Below are 21,749 nucleotides of genomic sequence, written 5' to 3'. Positions count from 1 at the left end.
TCAACGGGCCGTTGACGAGACGTGTCGAAACCTCAGACGGCCGATGTCACCAGCGCGACCACCTCCGATCCCGGCTCAATCATCGACGGGCCGTTGGCGAGACGTGTCGAAACCTCCGCCGGCCGATGTCGCCGGCGCTTATCCGTCGTCGTCGGCGAGTGCCTTGATCCTGCCCAGGAGGTCGGGGTAGCCCCGCATGTGGGCGCCGCCGTTGAGATCGATGGCCGATCCGGTCATCCAGCCCGACGCGGGGGAGGCCAGAAAGGCGATGGTGTCGGCGACGTCGCCGGGTGTACCGGCCCGGCCGAGTGGGGTGTTCTCCAGATATTCCTCGCGAAGTCCCGGAATGAACGAGATGCCCTCGGTCAGTGGTGTGTCCACCAGGCCTGGTGACACCGCGTTCACCCGAACACCCCGCTCGGCGAGCTCGAGTGCGGCGACCTCGACCAGCATGAGCACCCCGGCCTTCGCCGCGCAGTAAGCGGCCATGCCGGTGCCGGGCTGGCGACCGTTGAGCGAGGCGACACAGACGATCGATCCGCCGTCGACGATCCTCCGACCGGCATGCTTGAGGACCAGGAACGTTCCCGTCAGGCACACGTCGACGGTGGTCTGCCACGCCGACAACTCGAGGTCGACGATCGGCCCGGGCATCGACAGTCCTGCACAGTTCACCACCACCGCCACGTCGTCGAGAGCGGTGAAACCCGCGGCCACGGAACGCTCGTCGGTCACGTCGAGATACAGCCAGTCGCCGCCGATCTCGGCTGCTGCCGTGCGGGCTGCGTCGGCATTCACATCTGCGACGACGACGTGATGCCCGGCAGCGGTGAGTCGATCGGCGGCGGCGCGCCCGATCCCGGACGCGCCACCCACCACCACCGCGGTACTCATCCGACCGGACCCTCCATCGGATCGACGGTGAGATGCCTTGTGAGGAACAGGATCTGATGGGCGAGAGTGGTGCCGAACCACGAGTCGTCCGACTCGGCGAAGATGTCGAAGTGATCGCACGGATAGTGCCTGACCTCGGCCCGGGCGGCAAAGGCGGCCTTGGCGGCAGCCTGGGGCGGTGCGGCACCGTCGAAGTCGGCGATCTGTACCAGGACGGGCGCGTCGACGTCGGCGGCATGCCGGTCGGCGCGGTATGCGCCGAGTTCCAGACCCACCGCCGCATCCACCTCGTTGCGCCAGCTCGGGCCGGCGATCCGCAGGTAACTGTCCAGGTAGCCGGGGGCGGTCAGTGCGGCCTTGTCTCCCGGCGCGCCGACGACGGGCATCATCAGCGGTCGCCGACCCAGTTTGCCGCCCACCGCGCTGCCGATCCCCAGTGCGGTGGAGCGCAGCATCGCTGCAGCACCGGCGGTGGGGTAGTTGTGGATTCCGGCGGCCACACCACTGACCATCGGGACCATCGAGATCACCGCGGCCACATCCGACCGTCCCTCGGCAGTGCGGGCCAGCTCGGCGCCGACCATCAGTACGTGACCACCTGACTGCGAGAGTCCCCACAGCACAACCCGTTTCGGGTCGACGCCGGGCTGCCGGACGGCGGCGTCGATCGCGGCGTGGTAGTCGGCGATCTGGCCGGTCATCGACACCTGCTGGCGGGGCTCGCCACCGGACAGGCCGAAGTTGCGGTAGTCGAAGGCGAACACCGCCAGGCCGGCGGCGGCCAGGCCGCGAGCATAGGGTTCGAGCCCGGAATCCTTGGTGCCGCAGAAACCGTGGGCCATCACCACCACCGGGACGCCCGCGGCGCCGGCGAAGGGGGAGTCGGCGGCGGCGTCGAAGAACCAGGCATCGCATTCGGTGCCGGCGGAGACGAAGCGAACGGTGCGGCGGGTGTCGGTGCTGGTCATCGGGTCTCCTGCAGAGTCGGCTCGGCCGGCTGGGTCACGTGGGCCCAGTGCATCGGTCCGAGGTGGTCGGCGCGGGCACGACCGGCGGGGATCTCCTTGGTGCGCATGTCGTGCTCGTACAGGTAGTAGTCGACCTGCTGGGTGTGCCGGGCGCTGGGAACCATGTGGCCGGAATAGAACTCGCGCTCCTCGACGATCACCCGGCGCATGTCCTCGACCGGTGGCAGCCGGTAGGCGCCGATCGCATACGAGCCGATCAATCGGGCCTGGCATTCGACGAACGGGAACAGCGTCGGCGTCGCCTGGGCGAAGCCTGCGAACACCAGATCGTCGACACCCGGGTAGAACATCCGCTTGTACAGGTCGATCTTGTTGTCGGGCGCCGACAGGAACTCGGGATCGAAGAACGGGAAGGTGATGTTGTAACCGGTGGCGTAGATGATGATGTCGAAGTCGCCGCTGGTGCCGTCCTCGAAATGGACGGTGTCACCGTCGAATCGGCTGATGTTGGGTTTGGCGGTGACGTCCCCGGAACCCAGCCGCAACGGCAGCTCCACCGACTGTGTGGGATGCGCCTCGAAGAACTTGTGATTGGGTGTGGGCAGGCCGTAATCCTCTGGCCGCCCGGCGGTCACGGGCTGCATGACCTGCATGAACTTGCGCTGCCACGAGAACGGGATGTGCGGTGATGTGTGGTAGAACCGGTCGGCGGGTTTGCCGCCGAAGTACTTCGGCACGATCCACGCACCCGACCGGGTCGACAGCGTCAACTCGTTACGCAGGGCCTTCGACGACAACTCGACCGCGATGTCGGCGGCGCTGTTGCCCAGGCCGACCACCAGGATGCGTTTTCCGGTGAAGTCGTGCGGGGTGCTGATGTCGATGTAGTGGTGTGCATGCATCTCGATGCCGGCGAAGGTGCCCGGGAACGTGGGGTACCGCGGATCCCAATGATGACCGTTGGCGACGACGAGCAGATCGAACCGGCGTAGCTCCCCACGCTGCGTCTGTAGTTCCCAGCCGCCGTCGTCGAGGTGTCGGGCATGGGTGACCCCGTTGGTGAACTCGATGTTCTCGCGCAACCCGAAGGCGTCGGTGTAGGAGTCGAGGTACTCCTTGATCTGCGTGTGATGTGGGAAGTCCGGATACTCGTCCGGCATCGGGAAGTCCTTGAACGACAGCTGCAGCTTGGACGTGTCGATGTGCAGCGACCGGTAGGCACTCGAATGCCCGTTGGGATTGCCGAAGGCCCAGTTGCCGCCGACCCGGTCCGACGACTCGAAGCACGTGTACGGGACTCCGTAGTCGGCGAGCATCTTGCCTGCGGTCAGGCCGCTGATACCCGCCCCGATCACCGCGGTGCGCGGAAGACGTGCGCGCATGGTTCCCCTCAGGTGGTGTTGACAGATCTATGAAACTGTCTACTCCTCCTCGGCGTACCCGGTGGACACTTTCGCGAAAATGTCTACCGGGGTTGTTAGAGTCGGGCCATGGGCCCTGCGCAGACCGCTACCGACACCGAGACCGACACCGCGGTCAGCGTCACCGATCGACTGCTCGACGCCACCGAGAAGCTGCTGGCCGAGCACGGGATCCGGGCCACCACGATGCAGCAGGTCGCCGAGGTGGCGGGGGTGTCACGGGCATGGCTGTATCGGCACTTCCCGGACAAGCGGGCGATGGTCGGCGCGGCCATCGTGCGGCTGACCGCCTCGTTCTGGACCGACGCCCGTGCCGAACTGTCCACGATCGACGGGTTCGCCGGCCGCCTCACCGCCGGGGTGCGGATCGGCCGCGGCGCCTACGACGACCCGGGGACGCTCCTGCTCCGGCTTCGCACCGACGAGCCCGACGAGTATGCGGCATGCGTGGATGTCGGTGTGGCGGCGCTGATCCCGGACCTCGCCGCCTTCTGGCGGCCCTTCGTCGACGAGGCGATCACCGGCGGTGAGCTGCACTCCGGCCACGATCCGGCCGAGGTCGCCGAATGGGTTGCGCGCGTCCTGATCAGTCTGGGCACCATGCCGAGCGCGACGGTCGACGCCGATGATCCGGTGTCGGTGCGGCGGCAGATCGATCGATATGTCATGCCGGCGTTGCGATCTGCGCCGTGATGGGCCCGGACGTGCCGTGGGGTGCCCCGATGTGCCCGGCACGACACGGGCCGTGGGGCAGGTGCATCGAGCACCACGCCGCACGGCCCGGGGTATGTCGATCCGACGTCACCGACCGCGTCGGGAGAACTTCTCCTTGAACTGGTAGACCTTGATCGCCACGGTGGTGAGGATCTTCTGGACAAGGGTCGGTTCCGGGGCCTGCTCGGACATGGATTCTCCTGTTCGCTACGGGTTCGCCAGGTCAATGAACCCGGCTCGGCGGCGCCGTCGCAACGACAGGTCCCGGTAGGCGATTCCGGGCGGACATGAAGGGTGCGGGCGACTACTTCGGCAGCGGTCGGCCGACCACCCCCGAATCGCGGCGCAGCACCCGCAACGACCCCTCCACCCGGACCTCGGTGAACTGTCCGGTGGCCAGCGCCTGACAGTAGATCTCGTACGGCGGGCGTCCACCGTCGGCGGGATCGGGGAAGACGTCGTGGATCAGCAGGGCACCGCCGATGCGCACCCACGGCGCCCAGCCGTCGAGGTCGTTCTGCGCGGCCTGCATCGAGTGACCGCCGTCGATGAACACGAAGTCGGCGGGTTTGCCCCACGCACGCGCAGCCGTCGTCGACGGGGCGAGCATCCCGATCACCGTCTGCTCGAGCCCGGCATCGAACATGGTGCGGCGGAAGCGCGCCGACGTGTCGAGGGTGCCGGCATGCGGATCGACCAGGGTGGGGTCGTGGTACTCCCAGCCCGGCTGATGCTCTTCGGAACCGCGGTGATGGTCGACGGTCACCAGCACCGCACCGGTGGCCTCGGCGGCCGAGCCGAGGAACACCGTCGACTTGCCGCAGTAGGTCCCGATCTCCACGCCGACCTTGGTGGACTCGGCCTGGTCCAGGTAGTCGACGGCGATCTCGAACAGGGTCTGGGCCTCGTCGAGCGGCATGAATCCGGGCGCGTCGGCAGCGACCTGGAGACGTTCGGGTGAGGGGGCGGCGAGCGGCGTCGAGGCCGACGAGGCGGTCATGATCGACGATCCTAGCGTTGCCAAGCATGCGTTTGGTCGGCTCCGCGTAGGGTGAGCAAGCATGAGAGCTCAGGTACTCACCGCAGAGACCGGTCCGTCCGCGCTGGAACTCGTCGACGCCCCCGATCCGATGCCGGCCGACGGGCAGGTTCTCGTCGACATCAAGTCGTGCGGGATCTGCTTCCCGGACCTGCTGATGAGCCAGGGCAAATACCAGCTCCGCATCCCCACACCGTTCACCCCGGGTACCGAGGTCGCGGGTGTGGTGCGGTCGGCCCCCGAGGGTTCGGGCTTCTCCGCCGGCGACAACGTGCTCGTCGCGTCGGTGGTCGGTGGATTCGCCGAGCAGGTCGCCGCGGCCCCCGAGCAACTGCTGCCCATGCCCGACGGCCTCACCTTCGACGAGGGTGCCGCACTCGGCATCAACTTCCAGACCGCACTGTTCGCCCTGAAACTGCGCGCCCAGACCGCCCCCGGTGAGATCGTCGGCGTGCTCGGTGCCGCGGGCGGTATCGGTGTCGCATCGATCCTGGTCGCCAAGGCGATGGGCGCGCAGGTGGTCGCCATCGTGCACCGCACGGGCGCCGAGGACCTGCTGCGCTCGCTGGGCGCCGACCACGTCGTCGCGCTCACCGACGGCTGGGGCGAGAAGCTGCGCGAGTTCGCGCCGGAGGGCGTCGACGTGATGATCGACCCGTCGGGCGGTGACGTCTTCGACGAGGCGCTGCGGCAGGTGGCCCCCGACGGCCGGTATGTGGTGATCGGTTTCGCCGCCGGCGGCATCCCCACCGTCAAGCTCAACCGGGTGCTGTTCCGCAACATCGCCGTCGTCGGTGCCGCGTGGGGCGAGTACGTGCGCACCCATCCGGGCGTCCCGGGTCTCCTGCACGACGAACTGACCGAGATGATCGCCGCCGGACTGCGCCCGCCGGTCAACGTCACCTACCCGCTCGAGGATCTGTCGCAGGCGTTGACCGATCTCGCCGAGGGGCGGATCCTGGGGAAGGCGGTCGTCCACATCAACGACTGACAACCGGGCAGACCGACCACCGGTCGACCGCACGACAGGGGTGGCCGGGAACGCCGATCAGGGGAACGTCATGTGCCGCAACATCACCGAACTGCGGGGGCTCGAGCCTCCGGCCACCGAGGACGAGATCACCGCGGCCGCGGTGCAATACGTACGCAAGGTGAGCGGTGTCCGGCATCCGTCGGCGGCCAACGCCGATGCCTTCGACGCGGCGGTCTCGGCGGTCGCCGCGGCCACCCGTGAACTGCTCGCCGAACTGCCGGCGCGACGGCAACCACCGAAGACGGTGCCGCCGTTGCGCCGGCCGGAGGTACAGGCCCGGATCGCGGCGCGGGGATGACCGGCGTCGTGTGATCGCCGACCGGCGGACGCCGACGGGTCAGTCGCCGTCGACCCGTCCGGGGTAGGTGGCCCGGCGCGCGGCATGCATCGGGCAGTAGTGCATCGGGTTGTCGCGCTCGTCGACCGGCGGCAGATTGCGCGTCGGGGTCTCGACGAGGGGTGCGTTCATCGGCACCCGGCCCTGCACCCGATCCCAGGCATCGCGCGGACGGGGATGGCGCAGATAGCGTTTCGGCAGCATGCGGTGCATCACCAGGTTCACCACCCGGCCGAGCAGGGTGAACATCCGCTCGTCGCGCTCGGTCCACTCGAGGTTCATCAGTTCCCGGATGGGCTCGTCGTAGAACCCGGTGGTCAGCCACAGGAAGAACTTGGCGTTCCGCTCGGCGATGTGCTTGCGCCAGATCGACTTCGGGATGAACCGGAGGAACGGCGGCGGTGGCAGCAGGGAGATGTCGAGGACCGTCCGGACCGATTCGTGGTCGCGGAGAACGTTGCGGCACATGTGGTCCCAGTACTCGAGGAAGTCCTCGTAGGTGTCCGGGACCGGTCGCATGGACACGCCGTACTGGGCGTACCAGGCCTTCGACTCCTCGAACAGCAGCCGTTTCTGGTCCTCGGTGAGCCACGGTCCCATGCGTTCGCACAGCCGCACGTTGCCGTACCAGAAGGTGGCATGTGCCCAGTAGAAGACGTCGGGGTCGAGTGCGTGATAGCGCGAACCGTCGGGCATGGTGCCCTTGACCGTGCGGTGATAGTCGCGCACCTCGTGACCGGTCTCGGCGCCGGCCACCGAATCGAAGACGACGCCGCTGATCGGGTACAGCGACCGCAGGAGCCGTTGCCAGCGTTCCCCGAAGAAGTCGGAGTGATCCCACACGGCCTGACCGAGCTTGGGATGCATGTTCTGGATGGACCCGGCCCACAGCCCCTGCAACATGCCGGTCCAGGTGCCCCAGATCTGCCAGGTCAGCGAATCCGGCCCGAGTGGTGCGTACTCGACCTGGGGGTCCGCGGGGGTCGGCGCGGGGCGGACGTCGTCCGCAGGGCTCGGCGCAACCTGTGTCATGAGACGAAACTCTAGAAGCGTCTCAACATAGTGTCAACCGTCACAGTGGTGGGCCGGCACGGGCGCGGGCCGTCCGGGCCCGCGGTCAGTCCTCGACGAAGCGCACCCGATCCCCGGCGGCCAGTTGTGCGGCCAGGCCCGACGCCGAGGCGGTGAGTACCGCGACGACGGGGTATCCGCCGGTCACCGGGTGGTCGGCCAGGAAGATCACCGGCTCGCCGCCCGGAGGGATCTGCACCGACCCGTGGGCCACGCCCTCCGACCGCAGCTCCGGCATGTCCGCGCGGTGTCGCAACACCGGTGCGGCCGAACCCGCCGGGCGCGTCACCCGAACCCCGACACGATTGCTGTGCGCGGTGGCCACCCACTCGCCGGTGAACAGGCCGGACGGGTCGGCGAGATACCCCCGCCGCGGTCCGGCCCGGGCTATCAGTCGGGTGACGTCGGGGTGGGTGGAATCCAGTGGCGCCTCGGTCGCCGCGGGCCACGGGCCGTGCAGGTCGCCGACGCCCACCACGTCGCCGGGCGACAGGGGAGCGGGCCCGAGGCCGGACAGGGTGTCGGTGGACCGGGACCCGAGGGTGGTCGCGACGTCGAATCCGCCGCGTACGGAGACATAGGTCCGGCACCCGTGCGCCGGGGTGCCCAACGCCAGCTCGGCGCCCGCGGGAAGTGGTACGGCGGTACCGACGGCCACCGACAGGCCGCCGGCGCGGACCGGTACCGGGGCGCCGGTCACCGCGACCAGTACGGTGGTGTCGGTCCGAATCCGCAGACCGCCCAGGGTGGCCTCGATGACCGCGGCCGAGTCGTCGTTGCCGACAAGGCGATTCGCCAGATCCATCGAGGGCCGGTCGGCCGCCCCCGACCGCGGCACCCCGACATGGGCATATCCCGGCCGGCCGCGATCCTGGATGGTGGCCAGCGGACCGGGGGCGACGATCTCGATCAGGGTCACTTCTGCCGTCCGGTCACGTCGTCGAAGATCACCGTCATCCCCGCCGACAATGTCGAGGGATTCGGGGCATGTTCGTCCCACAGGATGATGTCGGTGTGCCCCAGGAGATTCCATCCGCCCGGACTCTGTCGCGGATACACCGCCGAGTAGCCGGCCGCGATGGCCACCGACCCCGCCGGGACGCGGGTCCGCGGTTCGTCGCGCCGGCCGATCCGGGTGAGTGGATGGTTCGGGTCGTCGGCCGGCACCAGATACCCGAAACCCGGTGCGAAACCCATGAACTGGACACGCCACCGGGTCTGGGAATGCATTCGGACCACCGTGTCGACGCCCACGTCGAGTGCCCCGGCGACCGCCGCCAGGTCGTGGCCGTCGTAGTCCACCGGGATCCGGACCTCGTCGGCCCCGGCATCGGCGATTCCGGCGGAACCTGTTCCGGCCGAACGCAATACCCGACGGAGGCCGAGGTGGTCGACACCCGAGCCGGATTCGAACTGCACGAGCACCGTCTCGGCGCTCGGCACGATGTCGGTCAGGGTCGGCAGCTCGCCCGCCGCCCACGCCGCCCGCAGCCGATGGTCGGTGTGTGTCACGGCCCGCGCCGCATCGGGTGCACCGGCGAAGTCGAGCAAGACGGCATCCGGGCCCGCGGGAAGCTCGCTTCTCGACAGCTCGCTCATGGACACCGAATCTACTCCCGCGCCCACGGGCGGATGGCACACTGAGCGTCGTGAACGTGCGGCGCCCCGGGAGCGCACCCCGATGAGGGAGATCGTGGTCTGCGGTGAGGCGCTCGTCGACGTCGTCTCCACCGCTTCGGCGAGCCCGTCCGATGGACTGGCGCCCTTGCAGCCGGCGCTGGGCGGGGGACCGTTCAACGTGGCGATCACCCTGGGCCGGCTGGGCAGTGCGGTGTCGTTCTGCTCGGCGGTGTCCACCGACGACTACGGCGAGGCCATCATGGCCGCACTGTGGCATTCCGGGGTGGGCACCAGCCTGGTGCAGCGGCGTCCGGAGGCCACGCCGCTCGCCTTGGCCACCATCGGTTCCGACGGCGCCGCGCACTACACCTTCTACCTCGACGGCACGGCATCGCGCCTGGTCGACGACCCGGGGCCGTTCGCACCGACCGCCTCTGCGGTGTGTTTCGGCACGTTGTCGCTGGTCCTGGAACCGGGTGCGACGGTGTACGAGACCATCCTGCGGCGCAGTCACGCCGAGGGCCGCCTGGTGGCCTGCGATCCCAACATCCGCGCCGCGGTGATCTCCGACCCGGACGCCTACCGTCGCCGCTTCGCCTCCTGGATGGACGCGGTCGACATCGTCAAGCTCTCCGACGAGGACGCGTCCTGGCTCGCGCAGGGGCCGTCCGGAAGTCGTCCCGAGGACTGGATCTCCGCGGGTGTGGCCGTGGTGCTCGTGACCGCCGGCGCCGACGGCATCGACGTGATCACCGCCTCCGGCAGGAATCATGTCCCGGCCCCGCCGGTGAGTGTCGCCGACACTATCGGCGCAGGTGACAGCATCATGGGGGCGGTCCTGCATCGCGTCGACCGGCTGGGGGCGCTCTCGTCGCAGGCGGCTGCCGGCCTCTCCGACGACGCCTGGACCGAGATCGCCGCCCATGCCACCGCTGTGGCGGCGGTCACGGTGTCACGCCCCGGTGCGGACCCTCCGTGGGCGAGCGAGCTTCGAACAGACTACGTTTAATACTCAAGAGTCCTGAACGGACGAGAAGGAAAATCTCGCACCTGAACGAAGGGGTCCACGAGTGTCCGCTGAAACGGTTCCCACCGGCGCGCAAACATCAAAGCCGGAGACGGCGACGTTCACCTACCCGGGCGGGACGCTGGATCTCCCGATCCTGGCGGCCAGCGAAGGCAGTGACTCGGTCGGCCTCGGCAAGTTCCTGTCGGAGACGGGTCTGACCACCTTCGACGGTGGTTTCGTCAACACCGCGTCGACGAAGTCGGCGATCACCTACATCGACGGTGACGCCGGCATCCTGCGCTACCGCGGTATCCCGATCGACCAGCTGGCCGCGAAGTCCACCTTCATCGAGGTCAGCTACCTGCTGATCTACGGTGAGCTGCCGACCACCAGCCAGCTCGAGGAGTTCACCAACAAGATCCAGCGGCACACCCTGCTGCACGAGGATCTCAAGCGGTTCTTCGACGGCTTCCCGCGCAACGCCCACCCGATGCCGGTGCTCTCCAGCGCCGTCAACGCGCTGAGCGCCTACTACCAGGACTCGCTGGACCCGAAGGACCCGGAGCAGGTCGAGCTGTCGACCATCCGCCTGCTGGCCAAGCTGCCGACCATCGCGGCCTACGCCTACAAGAAGTCCGCGGGCCAGCCGTTCCTCTACCCGGACAACTCGCTGTCGCTGGTCGAGAACTTCCTGCGGATGACCTTCGGCTTCCCGGCCGAGCCCTACGAGGTCGACCCCAAGGTGGCCAAGGCCCTCGACATGCTGTTCATCCTGCATGCCGACCACGAGCAGAACTGCTCCACCTCGACGGTGCGCCTGGTCGGTTCGTCGCAGGCCAACCTGTTCACCTCGATCTCCGGTGGCATCAACGCCCTGTGGGGCCCGCTGCACGGTGGCGCCAACCAGGCCGTGCTCGAGATGCTCGAGGACATCAAGGCCGCCGGTGGCGACACCAAGGCGTTCATGGCCAAGGTCAAGAACAAGGAAGACGGCGTGAAGCTCATGGGCTTCGGGCACCGCGTCTACAAGAACTACGATCCGCGTGCGGCCATCGTCAAGAAGACCGCCGACCAGATCCTCGAATCGCTGGGCGTGCAGGACGATCTGCTCGACATCGCCAAGGGTCTCGAAGAGGTCGCCCTCAGCGACGACTACTTCATCGAGCGCAAGCTCTACCCGAACGTCGACTTCTACACCGGCGTCATCTACCGGGCGATGGGCTTCCCGACCCGCATGTTCACCGTGCTGTTCGCCCTCGGCCGTCTGCCCGGGTGGATCGCGCACTGGCGTGAGATGAACGCCGACCCGACCACCAAGATCGGTCGCCCGCGTCAGCTGTACACCGGCTACACCGAGCGCGACTACATCGGCCTCGGCGAGCGCTGAGCGTTCCCGGCGCTACTCGAACCGACTCAAAGGAGAGTCCCGTGAGCAGTACCAAGCCCGAGGTCGAATTCCCCGAGGGCCCGGCCCCGGTCGAACTCGAGGTCACCGACCTCGTCGTCGGTGACGGCGACCAGGCGCAGCGTGGCGACGTCGTCGACGTCCACTACGTCGGCGTCGACTTCGAGTCCGGTGAGGAGTTCGACTCCTCCTGGGATCGTGGTCAGTCCGCCCGTTTCCCGCTGGAGCGGCTGATCCCGGGCTGGCAGGAGGGCATCCCCGGCATGAAGGTCGGCGGTCGTCGTCGGCTGACCGTGCCGCCGGAGCTCGCCTACGGTCCGGCGGGCGGCGGACATCGTCTGTCCGGCCGCACGCTGGTCTTCGTCATCGACCTGCTCGGGGTCGGATAGGCCATCTCGAATCCTCCTCACAACGTCGGTGCCGCAGACATGTCGGCACCGGCGTTGTTGTGGTTTCGGCGGGATCTGCGCATCGGCGATCTGCCCCCACTGGCCGCGGCGACCGGCGACGGCCGGGCGGTGCTGCCCTGCTTCGTCCTCGACCCCCGGCTCGAACGCTCGGCGGGCGACCGGCGCCTCGCCTTCCTCTATGACTCGTTGCGGTTCCTCGATGATGCGCTGGACGGGCGACTCCTGGTGGTCCGGGGGCGCCCGGAGACCGAGATCCCACGGTTGGTCCGCACCGTCGGCGCAGGTGCGGTGTACGCCGGACACGATCCCTCACCGTTCGGTCGGCGCCGCGACGCCGCCGTCGCCGCGGCCCTGGCGCACCCGGACGGTGACAGCGGTGCCGACCGTGTCGTCCTGGAGCTGATCGGTTCGCCGTATCTGGTGTCGCCCGGGCGGATCCGCAAATCCGACGGTGACCCGTACAAGGTGTTCACACCGTACTTCCGGCAATGGCAGGCACACGGGTGGAGACTGCCGGCCGCCACGTCGAGCGATCAGGCGCGCATCGTCGACCCCGACGACGTCGAGGCGTCCGGGCGCGTGCGCATCCCGCCGGCGCCGGTGGCCTCGCCGATGCGCGCCGGTGAGGCCGCGGCGGCCGCACGATGGCAGGACTTCGTCGGTTCCGGGCTCGCCCGCTACGCCGAGGACCGCGACCGCCCGGATCTCGATGCGAGCAGCCGGATGTCGGCGTACCTGAAGTTCGGCAACATCCACCCCCGCACCATGGTGGTCGACCTGTTCGGGCCCGGCACTCCCGGTTCCGACAGCCCCGGCGCCGGTGCCTATCTGCGGGAGCTGGCCTTCCGCGACTTCTACGCCGATGTGCTGTTCCATTGGCCGGAGTCGGCCTGGCACAACTGGAATCGGGGTTTCGACGAGATCGAACTCGACACCGATGCGGCCGCACGGGCGCGCTTCGACGCCTGGCGCGCGGGCCGGACGGGCTTCCCGCTGGTCGACGCGGGGATGCGAGAGCTGGCCGAGACCGGGTTCATGCACAACCGGGTCCGGATGCTCACGGCGTCGTTCCTGGTCAAGGATCTGCATCTGCCGTGGTGGTGGGGTGCGCGATGGTTCCTCGACCAGCTCGTCGACGGCGACATCGCCTCCAACCAGCACGGCTGGCAGTGGGCGGCGGGCACGGGAACCGATGCCGCACCGTACTTTCGGGTGTTCAACCCCGCCACCCAGGCGAAGCGATTCGACCCGCACGGCCGCTACGTGGCGCGCTGGGTGCCGGAGTTCGGGACCGACCGCTATCCGGAACCGATCGTCGACCATCAGGCCGAACGCGCCGAGGCGCTGCGCCGGTTCGGTGGTCTCTGAGCGACTCGGATGCACGAGCAGGAGCAGGCCCGGCGCCTTCGGGACGGGGTCATGGGATGGCCGGTGGCGGGCGCCTGACGGCCCGTCGTAGGCTGTGGGGGCGTCACCGGTGCATTCGGTGGCGCCAGATCGTTCGTATGCCCCTCTCACACAGCAGGAGCGCCCGGTGGGCGCTCCTGCTGCATACGAGCCGGCCGGGTCAGCGGGCCATGCTCAGGGCCTCCCGGAACGACACCCGGGTGCCGGTGCGCAGGATCGACCGCTGGTAGATGCGGGCGGAGAGCCAGGTGGCCAGCAGGCATGCCGCGATCATCAGTACGACGGTGACGATCACCTGCACCACGTCGGTGTCGCCGGTGGCGATCCGGATCGGCATCAGCACCGCACTGAACGGTGGAATCCAGCTGAGCACCGTGATGAACGTGGAGTCGAGGGCCTGGATGCCGAAGATCCCGGCATACAGCACCGCCAGGGAGAGCACGGTCAACGGGGTGATCGCCGAGTTCAGCTCCTCCTGCCGGGAGACCAGGGCACCGGTCGCGGCGTAGAGGATCGCGAAGAACAGGAAGCCGAGGACGAACCACACCAGGACCGCCGCGAACATGCCGATCGCCGTGCCCGCGATGGTGAGCAGGCCGGTGGCGGCACCGGCGATCAGTGCGGTGGCGCCGAGCAACACCACCTGGACCAGGGCGATCAGGCCGATGCCCAGGATCTTGCCCCACAGCAGATGCAGCGGTTTGACGGTCGCGAGCAGGATCTCCACGATGCGGGAGGTCTTCTCCTCGACCACACCCACCGCCACCATCGCGCCGCCGGTCATGATCGCCATCATCAGCAGGATGGAGCCGACGAGGGCCACCGCGATCCGTTGTCCCTCATCGGGTTTGGTCGGTGAGGTCTCCTCGGTGCGGATGCTGGCGCGGGGCAGTGACGCCGGATCGACCCCGTGTTCGGCCAGACCCGCGGCCAGGACCGACTGATCGATCGAGGCGTGCACGATCCCGGCCAGGGTGTCGTCGACACCGGATATGCCGAGCAGGACGAACTGATCGGACGGGCCGGCGACGATCGCGGCGTCGAGATCTCCCGAGGACACGTCGTCGCGGGCCTGCTGCTCCGACGGCACGGTCACCACGTCGATCGGGGTGCCTGCGGCCTTCCCGGATGCCTCGAGGGTGGCCGACAGGCCCGGGGCGTCGCCGACGAGTCCGACCCGCTCGGTACTCGGGCCGCCGCCGGACAATGCCGACCAGATGATCGAGCCCACGATGATGATGAGCATCAAGGCGCCGGTGGTGATCACGAAGGATCGGGTCTTGGCTCGGGTGACGATCTCGCGCCGGGCGATCAGCCAGATCGCGGAGGACGCCGATGGTGCACTCATGCGGTGACCACCTCTCGGAACAGGTCGGTGAGCGACGGGGTGGACGTGGTGAACCGGTGGATCGGTCCGACGGTGAGGGCGGCGGCCAGGACCTGCTGGTCGTCGACGACGGCCGGGTCGACGCGCAGGGCGGTGGTCGGGCCGTAGTCGGCGGTCAGCACGCCGGGCAGACCATCGGCCCAGCGCCGGTCGGTGGGCGGGCCGGTCACCTCCAGGGTGACGCCGCCGCGGGCCCGCAGATCGTCGACGGCTCCGATGGCGCGCATCTCGCCGCGGGCGACGATGCCCACCCGATCGCACAGCCGTTGCACGAGGTCGAGCTGATGGGACGAGAAGACCACCGGGATGCCCTCGCCGGCTTTCTCCTGGAGGACCTCACTCATCACATCGACGGCCACCGGGTCGAGTCCGGAGAACGGTTCGTCGAGCACCAGGACGGTGGGATCGTGGATCAGGGCGGCGGCCAGCTGCACGCGCTGCTGGTTGCCGAGGGACAGGTCGCCCACGTTGTCGTCGAATCGTGCTGCCACGCCGAGCCGGTCGGTCCAGTGGCGGGCGCTGGCGAGGGCGCCGGCGGCGCTGAGCCCGTGCAGCCGGGCCAGGAACTGCAGCTGCTCACCGACTTTCATCTTGGGATAGAGCCCGCGTTCCTCGGGCATGTAGCCGATCTTGCGCCGGGTGACGAGGTCGATCGGCTTGTCGCCCAGGCGTACCTCGCCGGAGTCGGCGGCGAGCACGCCCAGGATGATCCGCATCGTGGTGGATTTGCCGGCACCGTTGCTGCCGACGAATCCGAAGATCTCGCCGGGGCGGACATCGAAGGTCATGTCGCGCAATGCGATCACATCCCCGAAACGTTTGTGCAGGCCGTCGACGGCCAGGATGCCGGTCATCGGTGAGGTCCTTTCTGATCGGCCGGATGGAGATGGGCGGGGTCGAGACGGGCGGGGTCGAGATGAGTGGGGTCGCGCGGGACGGGGTCGAGGTGGCCGGGGGTGTCCGGCAGGGCTGGGATCACCTCGTAGTCATCGGGATCCGGGTCGGCCATCCACCAGGCGATGAGCATCGACGGCAGCACCCCGGCGCTCAACAGCAACGACACCAGCAGGATCGCCACCCCGTACACCGTCTGACCGGCCACCTCGTCGTGCACCGACAGCCCGACCAGGACGAAGTACGGGATGAACATCAGGGTGAACAGGACGATGAATGCCAGCGAGCGTGCCGAATTGCGCTGTGCCAGTTGGATCTCGTCGAGGGCGGTGACCGGTGCGTCACCGATCGATCCGGTGATGATGCGCAGGATTCGCTGCCAGACGAGGGTGGCCAGGGCGCCTCCGACGAACGGGATGGCGAACCAGATCTTGTCGACGAAGGCCGCGACGGCACCGACGAGCATCACCAGCATGGTGATCATCTGGGCGACCACGACCCGGCGGTAGGTGCGCCGGTTGCGCCAGCTGTGTAGCCGGCCGGCGTTGCGCGCGGTGAATCGTTGATGCCGTTCGCCACGCCATGCGTCGAAGCGGCGCCAGAACACCGGTTGTGCTTCCTCGGGTATCGCCGAGTTGGGGTCGTACATCGTGCACCTCCACCAGGGACGGTTGCTCGTGGACTGGGTTCTGATCCGCCTCAGGTGGGCGTACCGGCGTCGGGGACCGGCCGCCGGTACAGTTCGGCCGACATCGCCCCGAACTCCGACCGGCTGAAGACGGCCTCGACCGGCAGGTCGAAGACGTCGCAGATCCGGAAGGCCAGATCGAGACTGGGGTAGTGATCACCCCGCTCCAGCGCTCCGACGGTCTGGACGTTGACACCGACCAGTTCGGCCAGCTGAGCCCGGCTCATCCGACGCTCGGCGCGCAGCACGCCGAGTCGGTTGAAGATGGGGAGCTTCTCACCCCGCCTGACCGGACTCACCCATCCGATTGTTGGGAAAACCCAACAGGATGTCAAACAGTCTGGACTTCGAGCAGGTCGGCGACGGTGCGGGCGGCCTCGCGGCCCGCCCGGTTGGCGCCGATCGTCGACGCCGACGGGCCATATCCCAGCAGTTGGATACGCGGGTCGTCGGCGACGACGGTGGCCAGGCGCCCGGTCATGGTGATCCCACCGCCTGGCTCGCGCAGCCGCAGCGGCGAGAGATGGTCCAGTGAACTGCGGAAACCGGTGTTCCAGAAGATGACGTCGACGTCCAGTGCGGTCTCGGCGGTGCCGTCGGAGCCCGTACCGCCGCAGTCCCAGCACACGCCGGTCTCGGTGATCCGCGTGAACATCGGCCGCCAGGTGAGGATGCCGTCGCGGCGCGCTGCGTCGATCGCCGGCGTCAGGGCCAATCCGGTCACCGAGACCACCGACGTCGGCGGCAGCCCCGCGCGAACGCGCTCGTCCACACGGGCGACGGCCGCACGGCCCTTCTCCGGGGTGAACGGCGTCGGATCGAACGACGGTTCGCGGCGCGAGCACCAGAACGTCTGCACACCCGGGGCGTTCCGGGCGATCTCGATCAGCAGCTGGACGGCCGAGATACCCGCACCCACCACCAGGACGCGCTTGCCCGCGAACTCCTCGGGGCCGGTGTAGTCGTGGGTGTGCAGCTGCCGCCCACCGAAGTCCTCGATCCCGGGGATGTGCGGGATGAACGGGCGATCCCAGGTGCCGGTCGCGTTGATCAGCGCACCCGTGGTGATCTCGGTGGGCTTCTCGCCGGCGGGATCGGGCCGCAGGTGCACGCGGAAGCCGTCCCCGTCGCGTGTCACCGACCGGACGTGCACCGGCCGTTCCACGTGCAACCCGAACCGCTTCTCGTACTGCGCGAAGTAGTCCGGGACCGCCGTCGACGCCGGGTAGGCATCACAGTCACCACCGAGCGCCTCGACCAGCCCGAACCCGGGCAGATCGTGTACCCGGTTGGCGGCCGCGAGGGTCAGCGTCGGCCAGCGGAACTGCCAGGCGCCGCCCGGGCCGGGGGCGTGGTCGAGCAGTTGATAGCGGTCGCCGAGCCCGAATCGATGCAGGAAGTAGGCCGCCGACAGGCCGGCCTGGCCGCCGCCGATGATCAGCACGTCGGTGTGGGTGCGCACCGGGCCAGCCTGTCACGGACCGGTCACCGGCACGAACGGGCCCGCCGCGAATCCGCCACACCGATCGCGCCGGGCGCGCCTGCGCGGGCGCGGGTGGGTAGGCTCTGGGGCCATGATTGTCAGCAGTGTCGACGGTGCCGTCACGACCATCACGCTCGATCGTCCGGACAAGCGCAATGCCCTCAACGACGATGTCCTCGCGGGCATCGGCGACGCCTTCACCGCCGCGGTCGACGGCGGATCTCGGGTCATCGTGCTCACCGGTGCCGGAACGGTGTTCAGCGCCGGTGCCGACCTGTCGGGTCCGGTGTACGAGCCCGGATTCCTCGACAAGCTCGTCGCCACTCTCCAGCGGATCGAGGCCACCCCGGTCCCGGTGATCGCCGCGCTCAACGGCGCCGCCCTCGGTGCCGGCCTGCAGCTGGCCATGGCCGCCGATCTGCGGGTCATGGCGCCGGATGCCATCGCCGGTATTCCGGCTGCGAAACTCGGTGTCGCCGTGGACGAGTGGACGATCCGTCGGTTGGTCTCGCTGGTCGGTGCGGGGCAGGCGAGTGGCATGCTGATCGGCTGTGAGCCGATCTCCGCCGACAGGGCACACACCCTCGGATTCGCCAACCGCATCGGTGACCTCGCCGACGCCCAGCACTGGGCCGCCTCCATTGCCGAACTGGCGCCACTGACCCTGCAGCACTACAAGATGGTGCTCAACGGCGACGGCGCCCGCAACGACCCGCCCGCCGACCGTCAGGCCGCCATGCTCAAGGCCTGGCAGAGCGAGGATCTCGCCGAGGGGCGGGCCGCACGCACCGAGAAGCGCAAGCCCAACTTCTCCGGAAAGTGATTCCAGCACACCGAATTTCGGACTTTTCCGACGCCGGGCCGATCGGCCCGGCGTTACGTGTCGGAAACGCGGCGGCGAGCCCGGCGTAACCGCAGCTTTCTAGCGTTGGCCCAATCCGTGACCGGAAGGGGACGACGTGTCGAAGGATCACCACGGGGTGGAGGATTTCACGGCCGAGATCGGCGAGATCGAGAACGCCGAACATGGCATCATCGCCACCGGCGCCCAGGCGGCCGCCGCACGCGAATCACTCGAGGACTACACGTTGCGGTTCGCACCCCGCAGCTACCGCAAGTGGGGGCCGGGCGTCGTCGCCATCTCCGCACTCGGCGGCATCGCCTACCTGGCCGACTTCGCGATCGGCGCCAACATCGGCATCGCCAACGGAACCGGGAACGCCCTGTGGGGCATCCTGTTCTTCGCCGTCGTCATCGTGCTCACCGGCTACCCGCTGGCCTACTATGCCGCCCGCTACAACATCGACCTCGACCTGATCACCCGCGGCAGCGGATTCGGTTACTACGGTTCGGTTCTCACCAACGTCATCTTCGCGTCGTTCACCTTCATCTTCTTCGCCCTCGAAGGATCGATCATGGCGCAGGGGCTTCTGCTGGGGCTCAAGATCCCGCTGTGGGTGGGCTATCTGCTGTCGTCGGTGCTGATCATCCCGCTGGTCATCTACGGTATGAACACCCTGGCCAAACTGCAGGTGTGGACCACCCCGCTGTGGCTGGTGATGATGGTCCTGCCGTTCGCGTACCTGGTGATCAAGCATCCGTCGGCGATCGGTGACTTCTTCGCGTTCAGCGGTGTCGACGCCGACGGCAACCCGGCGGGCAAGGGAGTCAGCTTCGCCGGGACGATGCTCGCCGCCGGTGTGTGCCTGTCACTGATCGCGCAGATCGCCGAACAGATCGACTACCTGCGGTTCATGCCGCCGCGCACCCCCGACAACACGCGCAGGTGGTGGATCGCCACTCTCACCGCCGGACCGGGCTGGGTGTTCTTCGGTGCGATCAAGCAGATCGTCGGACTGTTCCTGGCGGTGTACCTGATCGGCATCTCCGTCGACAACGCGGGCATCGCCAACCAGCCGGTGCACCAGTTCGTCGAGATCTATCAGGACTTCCTGCCGCACTGGCTGGCATTGACCCTCGCGGTGATCCTGGTGGTGATCTCGCAGGTGAAGATCAATGTCACCAACGCCTATTCGGGGTCGCTGGCGTGGACCAACGCGTTCACCCGCGTCACCAAGACCTACCCGGGCCGGCTGGTGTTCCTGTTCTTCAACGTGATCATCGCCATCGTGCTGATGGAGGCCGACATGTTCAGCTTCCTCAACAACCTGCTGAACTTCTACGCCAACTGCGGTATCGCGTGGATCGCCGTCGTCGCCTCCGACATCGCGATCAACAAGTACCTGCTCGGCATCTCGCCCAAGCAGCCCGAGTTCCGGCGGGGCATGCTCTACAACGTCAACCCCGTCGGCTTCGGTTCCCTGATCGTGGCCGCCGGTGCGTCGATCCTGGTGTACTTCAACGTCTTCGGCGATGCGATCCAGCCGTACTCGCCGCTGGTCGCGCTGATCCTCGCGGTGGCACTGCCCCCGGTGCTGGCCCTGGCCACCGGCGGCCGCTACTACCTGCGGCGCACCGACGACGGCATCGACCTGCCGATGTACGACGAGCACGGCAACCCCAGCGATGCGAAGCTGATGTGCTGCGTCACCGGCATCGAGTTCGAGCGGCCCGACATGATCGCCTCCGCGGTCCCCGGCCCGAACGGCGAGAAGCAGTACATCAGTTCCCTCGCGCTGAGCTGCGACCGCTCCGGTGAGCACGTGCTGCCCGCACAGCCGGTGCCGTCCTCGACCACCGATCTCACTGCCGTTGCATCCGAATCCGCTTCCGCAGAAGCCGATGACGATGCGATGACTGCCGACGGTGTCACGAAGGACGGTTCAGCGGTGGATGGGCCCTGAGGTCCGATGTAGCGGCGAGGCGGTGCGTTCGTGTCGTTCGGCGATCAGTTGTGCGGCGATCGACACGGCCACCTCCGCCGGGGTGTGTGCACCCAGGTCCAGGCCGAGTGGGGAGCGCAGCCGCCCCAGCTGATCGTCGTCGACCCCGTTCTCCCGCAGGCGTTCTGCCCGGTCGGTGACAGTCCGTCGGGAACCGAGCGCACCGATGAAGGCGATGTCGGGGCAGGAGAGCGCCACCTGCAGGGTGGGGACGTCGAACTTGGCGTCGTGGGTCATCACGCACACGCACGTCCGGTGATCGACGCGCCCGGCCGAGATCTCCTGCGCCAGATAGCGGTCCGGCCACATCGTGATCACCTCGTCGACATCGGGGAAGCGTGCCCGGGTGGCGAACACCGGTCGTGCATCCACCACGGTGACCCGATACCCCAACGAGGTGCCCATCGATCCGAGTGCACGGACGAAGTCGTTGGCGCCCACCAGGATCAACCGCGATCCAGGGGCAAAGGTGTGCACGAAGGTCCGCGGCCGCGGCATCGCGTCGGCCTCGGGGGTCTCGCAGTCGTCCACCCCGACGACGCCGCTGCGTCCGGTGCGCAGCAGATCGTCGATGTCGTGACCGAGACCGGGAGACGACGACGGTGTCCGCGTGCTGGTCAGCTGCCAGCGGGGCGACCCGCCGAGCGTGGTGGTCCAGGCGATCGGGATACCGGCATCGAGCGCATCGGCGAGCTCGTACAGTTCGGGTAGCTGCCGATCGGTCACCCGCTCGGTGAACACCTCGAGCTCTCCGCCGCAGGTCAGGCCGATCCCGATACCTTCCGGTTCGGCGACCCCGAAGTGCTCGATCACCGCCACGCCGTCGGCGAGCACCTGTTCGGCGGTGCACACCACCGCCGACTCGACACATCCGCCCGACAGCGATCCGATCACCTCACCCGACGCCGTGACCAGCATCGACGCCCCGACACCGCGGGGGGAGGCCCCCGTCGTCGTGATCACGCGGGCAAGCGCCACCGGACCGGCGGCCAGGCGGTCGATCAGGGCGGGCAGTACGTCACGCATCTTCTCAGTGTCCGCCCGTGCATGTGAGATTGCGAATCGGCGGGGATCGGTGCTGATCGAGGCTTCCGAGGTGGTCACCACCCAGCGTCGGCTGCGGAGA

The 21,749-nt window shown here is 68.3% G+C and carries 22 protein-coding genes; 9 read left to right on the top strand and 13 right to left on the bottom strand.

Going from position 1 to position 21,749, the window contains the following annotated elements:
• Positions 1 to 138 precede the first annotated feature (138 nt).
• Genes GD1_RS14670 through GD1_RS14660 form a run of 3 tightly spaced genes read right to left on the bottom strand, consistent with a single transcriptional unit; the run spans position 139 to position 3,244 of the window.
• A complete protein-coding gene (locus GD1_RS14670) occupies positions 139 to 894 on the bottom strand; it encodes an SDR family NAD(P)-dependent oxidoreductase (RefSeq protein WP_174519060.1) in 756 nt (251 codons plus the stop codon).
• Complete coding sequence (locus GD1_RS14665; RefSeq protein WP_059037806.1) at positions 891 to 1,862, bottom strand: alpha/beta hydrolase; 972 nt, start codon at positions 1,860 to 1,862, stop codon at positions 891 to 893. The genes GD1_RS14670 and GD1_RS14665 overlap by 4 nt, the downstream gene beginning before the upstream one ends.
• The gene (locus tag GD1_RS14660; RefSeq protein ID WP_059037804.1) at positions 1,859 to 3,244 is read right to left on the bottom strand and encodes a flavin-containing monooxygenase; all 1,386 of its coding nucleotides are present in this window, start codon (positions 3,242 to 3,244) and stop codon (positions 1,859 to 1,861) included. Before GD1_RS14660 ends, GD1_RS14665 begins: the two co-directional genes overlap by 4 nt.
• Positions 3,245 to 3,352: 108 nt before the next feature.
• Between GD1_RS14660 and GD1_RS14655 the strand changes: the two genes are divergently transcribed.
• Positions 3,353 to 3,976 carry a TetR/AcrR family transcriptional regulator gene (locus GD1_RS14655; RefSeq protein ID WP_059037802.1) on the top strand — a complete coding sequence of 208 codons (624 nt, stop codon included), beginning with the start codon at positions 3,353 to 3,355 and terminating at the stop codon, positions 3,974 to 3,976.
• A 325-nt stretch (positions 3,977 to 4,301) separates the two neighbouring features.
• Here GD1_RS14655 and GD1_RS14650 read toward each other — a convergent pair whose 3' ends face one another.
• The gene (locus tag GD1_RS14650) at positions 4,302 to 4,997 is read right to left on the bottom strand and encodes a class I SAM-dependent methyltransferase (protein WP_053778192.1); all 696 of its coding nucleotides are present in this window, start codon (positions 4,995 to 4,997) and stop codon (positions 4,302 to 4,304) included.
• A 61-nt stretch (positions 4,998 to 5,058) separates the two neighbouring features.
• Here GD1_RS14650 and GD1_RS14645 point away from each other — a divergent pair, with 61 nt between their 5' ends.
• Both GD1_RS14645 and GD1_RS14640 read left to right on the top strand, forming a co-directional pair.
• Positions 5,059 to 6,027 (top strand): NADPH:quinone oxidoreductase family protein, encoded by a 969-nt coding sequence (locus tag GD1_RS14645; protein ID WP_053778191.1) that lies wholly within the window; start codon positions 5,059 to 5,061, stop codon positions 6,025 to 6,027.
• Positions 6,028 to 6,097: 70 nt separating this feature from the next.
• The gene (locus tag GD1_RS14640) at positions 6,098 to 6,367 is read left to right on the top strand and encodes a DUF2277 domain-containing protein (protein WP_053778218.1); all 270 of its coding nucleotides are present in this window, start codon (positions 6,098 to 6,100) and stop codon (positions 6,365 to 6,367) included.
• Positions 6,368 to 6,406: 39 nt separating this feature from the next.
• On the opposite strand, the gene GD1_RS14635 is transcribed toward GD1_RS14640, so the two are convergent.
• From GD1_RS14635 to GD1_RS14625, 3 genes are all read right to left on the bottom strand, one after another.
• Positions 6,407 to 7,438 (bottom strand): oxygenase MpaB family protein, encoded by a 1,032-nt coding sequence (locus GD1_RS14635; RefSeq protein ID WP_083534224.1) that lies wholly within the window; start codon positions 7,436 to 7,438, stop codon positions 6,407 to 6,409.
• A gap of 85 nt (positions 7,439 to 7,523) precedes the next feature.
• Positions 7,524 to 8,396, bottom strand: a complete 873-nt coding sequence (locus tag GD1_RS14630; protein ID WP_059037800.1) for a 5-oxoprolinase subunit C family protein — start codon at positions 8,394 to 8,396, stop codon at positions 7,524 to 7,526.
• Positions 8,393 to 9,076 carry a 5-oxoprolinase subunit B family protein gene (locus GD1_RS14625; protein WP_059037798.1) on the bottom strand — a complete coding sequence of 228 codons (684 nt, stop codon included), beginning with the start codon at positions 9,074 to 9,076 and terminating at the stop codon, positions 8,393 to 8,395. Before GD1_RS14625 ends, GD1_RS14630 begins: the two co-directional genes overlap by 4 nt.
• An 82-nt stretch (positions 9,077 to 9,158) precedes the next feature.
• Between GD1_RS14625 and GD1_RS14620 the strand changes: the two genes are divergently transcribed.
• The 4 genes from GD1_RS14620 to GD1_RS14605 all read left to right on the top strand — a co-directional run bounded on the left by GD1_RS14620 (position 9,159) and on the right by GD1_RS14605 (position 13,289).
• Complete coding sequence (locus GD1_RS14620; RefSeq protein WP_020791983.1) at positions 9,159 to 10,106, top strand: carbohydrate kinase family protein; 948 nt, start codon at positions 9,159 to 9,161, stop codon at positions 10,104 to 10,106.
• A 61-nt stretch (positions 10,107 to 10,167) separates the two neighbouring features.
• Complete coding sequence (locus GD1_RS14615) at positions 10,168 to 11,493, top strand: citrate synthase (RefSeq protein WP_083534221.1); 1,326 nt, start codon at positions 10,168 to 10,170, stop codon at positions 11,491 to 11,493.
• Positions 11,494 to 11,534: 41 nt separating this feature from the next.
• Entirely contained in the window at positions 11,535 to 11,900 is a 366-nt protein-coding gene (locus tag GD1_RS14610) for an FKBP-type peptidyl-prolyl cis-trans isomerase (RefSeq protein ID WP_020793402.1), read from the top strand.
• A gap of 39 nt (positions 11,901 to 11,939) precedes the next feature.
• Positions 11,940 to 13,289: a cryptochrome/photolyase family protein gene (locus tag GD1_RS14605; RefSeq protein WP_059037796.1), complete on the top strand. Its 1,350-nt coding sequence runs from the start codon at positions 11,940 to 11,942 to the stop codon at positions 13,287 to 13,289.
• Between the two features lie 199 nt (positions 13,290 to 13,488).
• Here the strand turns inward: GD1_RS14605 and GD1_RS14600 are convergent, their stop codons facing one another.
• Genes GD1_RS14600 through GD1_RS14580 form a run of 5 tightly spaced genes read right to left on the bottom strand, consistent with a single transcriptional unit; the run spans position 13,489 to position 17,759 of the window.
• Positions 13,489 to 14,676, bottom strand: a complete 1,188-nt coding sequence (locus tag GD1_RS14600; protein ID WP_059037794.1) for an ABC transporter permease — start codon at positions 14,674 to 14,676, stop codon at positions 13,489 to 13,491.
• On the bottom strand, positions 14,673 to 15,569 hold the full coding sequence (locus GD1_RS14595; RefSeq protein WP_059037792.1) for an ABC transporter ATP-binding protein: 897 nt from the start codon (positions 15,567 to 15,569) through the stop codon (positions 14,673 to 14,675). Before GD1_RS14595 ends, GD1_RS14600 begins: the two co-directional genes overlap by 4 nt.
• On the bottom strand, positions 15,566 to 16,258 hold the full coding sequence (locus tag GD1_RS14590) for an ABC transporter permease (RefSeq protein WP_244882746.1): 693 nt from the start codon (positions 16,256 to 16,258) through the stop codon (positions 15,566 to 15,568). The genes GD1_RS14595 and GD1_RS14590 overlap by 4 nt, the downstream gene beginning before the upstream one ends.
• Before the next feature lie 50 nt (positions 16,259 to 16,308).
• The gene (locus tag GD1_RS14585; RefSeq protein WP_020793465.1) at positions 16,309 to 16,596 is read right to left on the bottom strand and encodes a helix-turn-helix transcriptional regulator; all 288 of its coding nucleotides are present in this window, start codon (positions 16,594 to 16,596) and stop codon (positions 16,309 to 16,311) included.
• Between the two features lie 32 nt (positions 16,597 to 16,628).
• Entirely contained in the window at positions 16,629 to 17,759 is a 1,131-nt protein-coding gene (locus GD1_RS14580) for an NAD(P)-binding domain-containing protein (protein ID WP_059037791.1), read from the bottom strand.
• 112 nt (positions 17,760 to 17,871) lie between these two features.
• On the opposite strand from GD1_RS14580, the gene GD1_RS14575 reads away from it, so the two are divergent.
• Both GD1_RS14575 and GD1_RS14570 read left to right on the top strand, forming a co-directional pair.
• Entirely contained in the window at positions 17,872 to 18,603 is a 732-nt protein-coding gene (locus tag GD1_RS14575) for an enoyl-CoA hydratase (protein ID WP_059037788.1), read from the top strand.
• A 136-nt stretch (positions 18,604 to 18,739) separates the two neighbouring features.
• Positions 18,740 to 20,584 carry a purine-cytosine permease family protein gene (locus GD1_RS14570; protein ID WP_244882744.1) on the top strand — a complete coding sequence of 615 codons (1,845 nt, stop codon included), beginning with the start codon at positions 18,740 to 18,742 and terminating at the stop codon, positions 20,582 to 20,584.
• Here the strand turns inward: GD1_RS14570 and GD1_RS14565 are convergent.
• Positions 20,564 to 21,649 (bottom strand): XdhC family protein, encoded by a 1,086-nt coding sequence (locus GD1_RS14565; protein WP_059037808.1) that lies wholly within the window; start codon positions 21,647 to 21,649, stop codon positions 20,564 to 20,566. The two genes, GD1_RS14570 and GD1_RS14565, sit on opposite strands and share 21 nt — an antisense overlap.
• Positions 21,650 to 21,749 lie beyond the last annotated feature (100 nt).

This window comes from Gordonia desulfuricans NBRC 100010 (genome assembly GCF_001485495.1).
GTDB lineage: Bacteria > Actinomycetota > Actinomycetes > Mycobacteriales > Mycobacteriaceae > Gordonia > Gordonia desulfuricans.
This window is presented reverse-complemented; position numbering and strand designations above follow the sequence as displayed.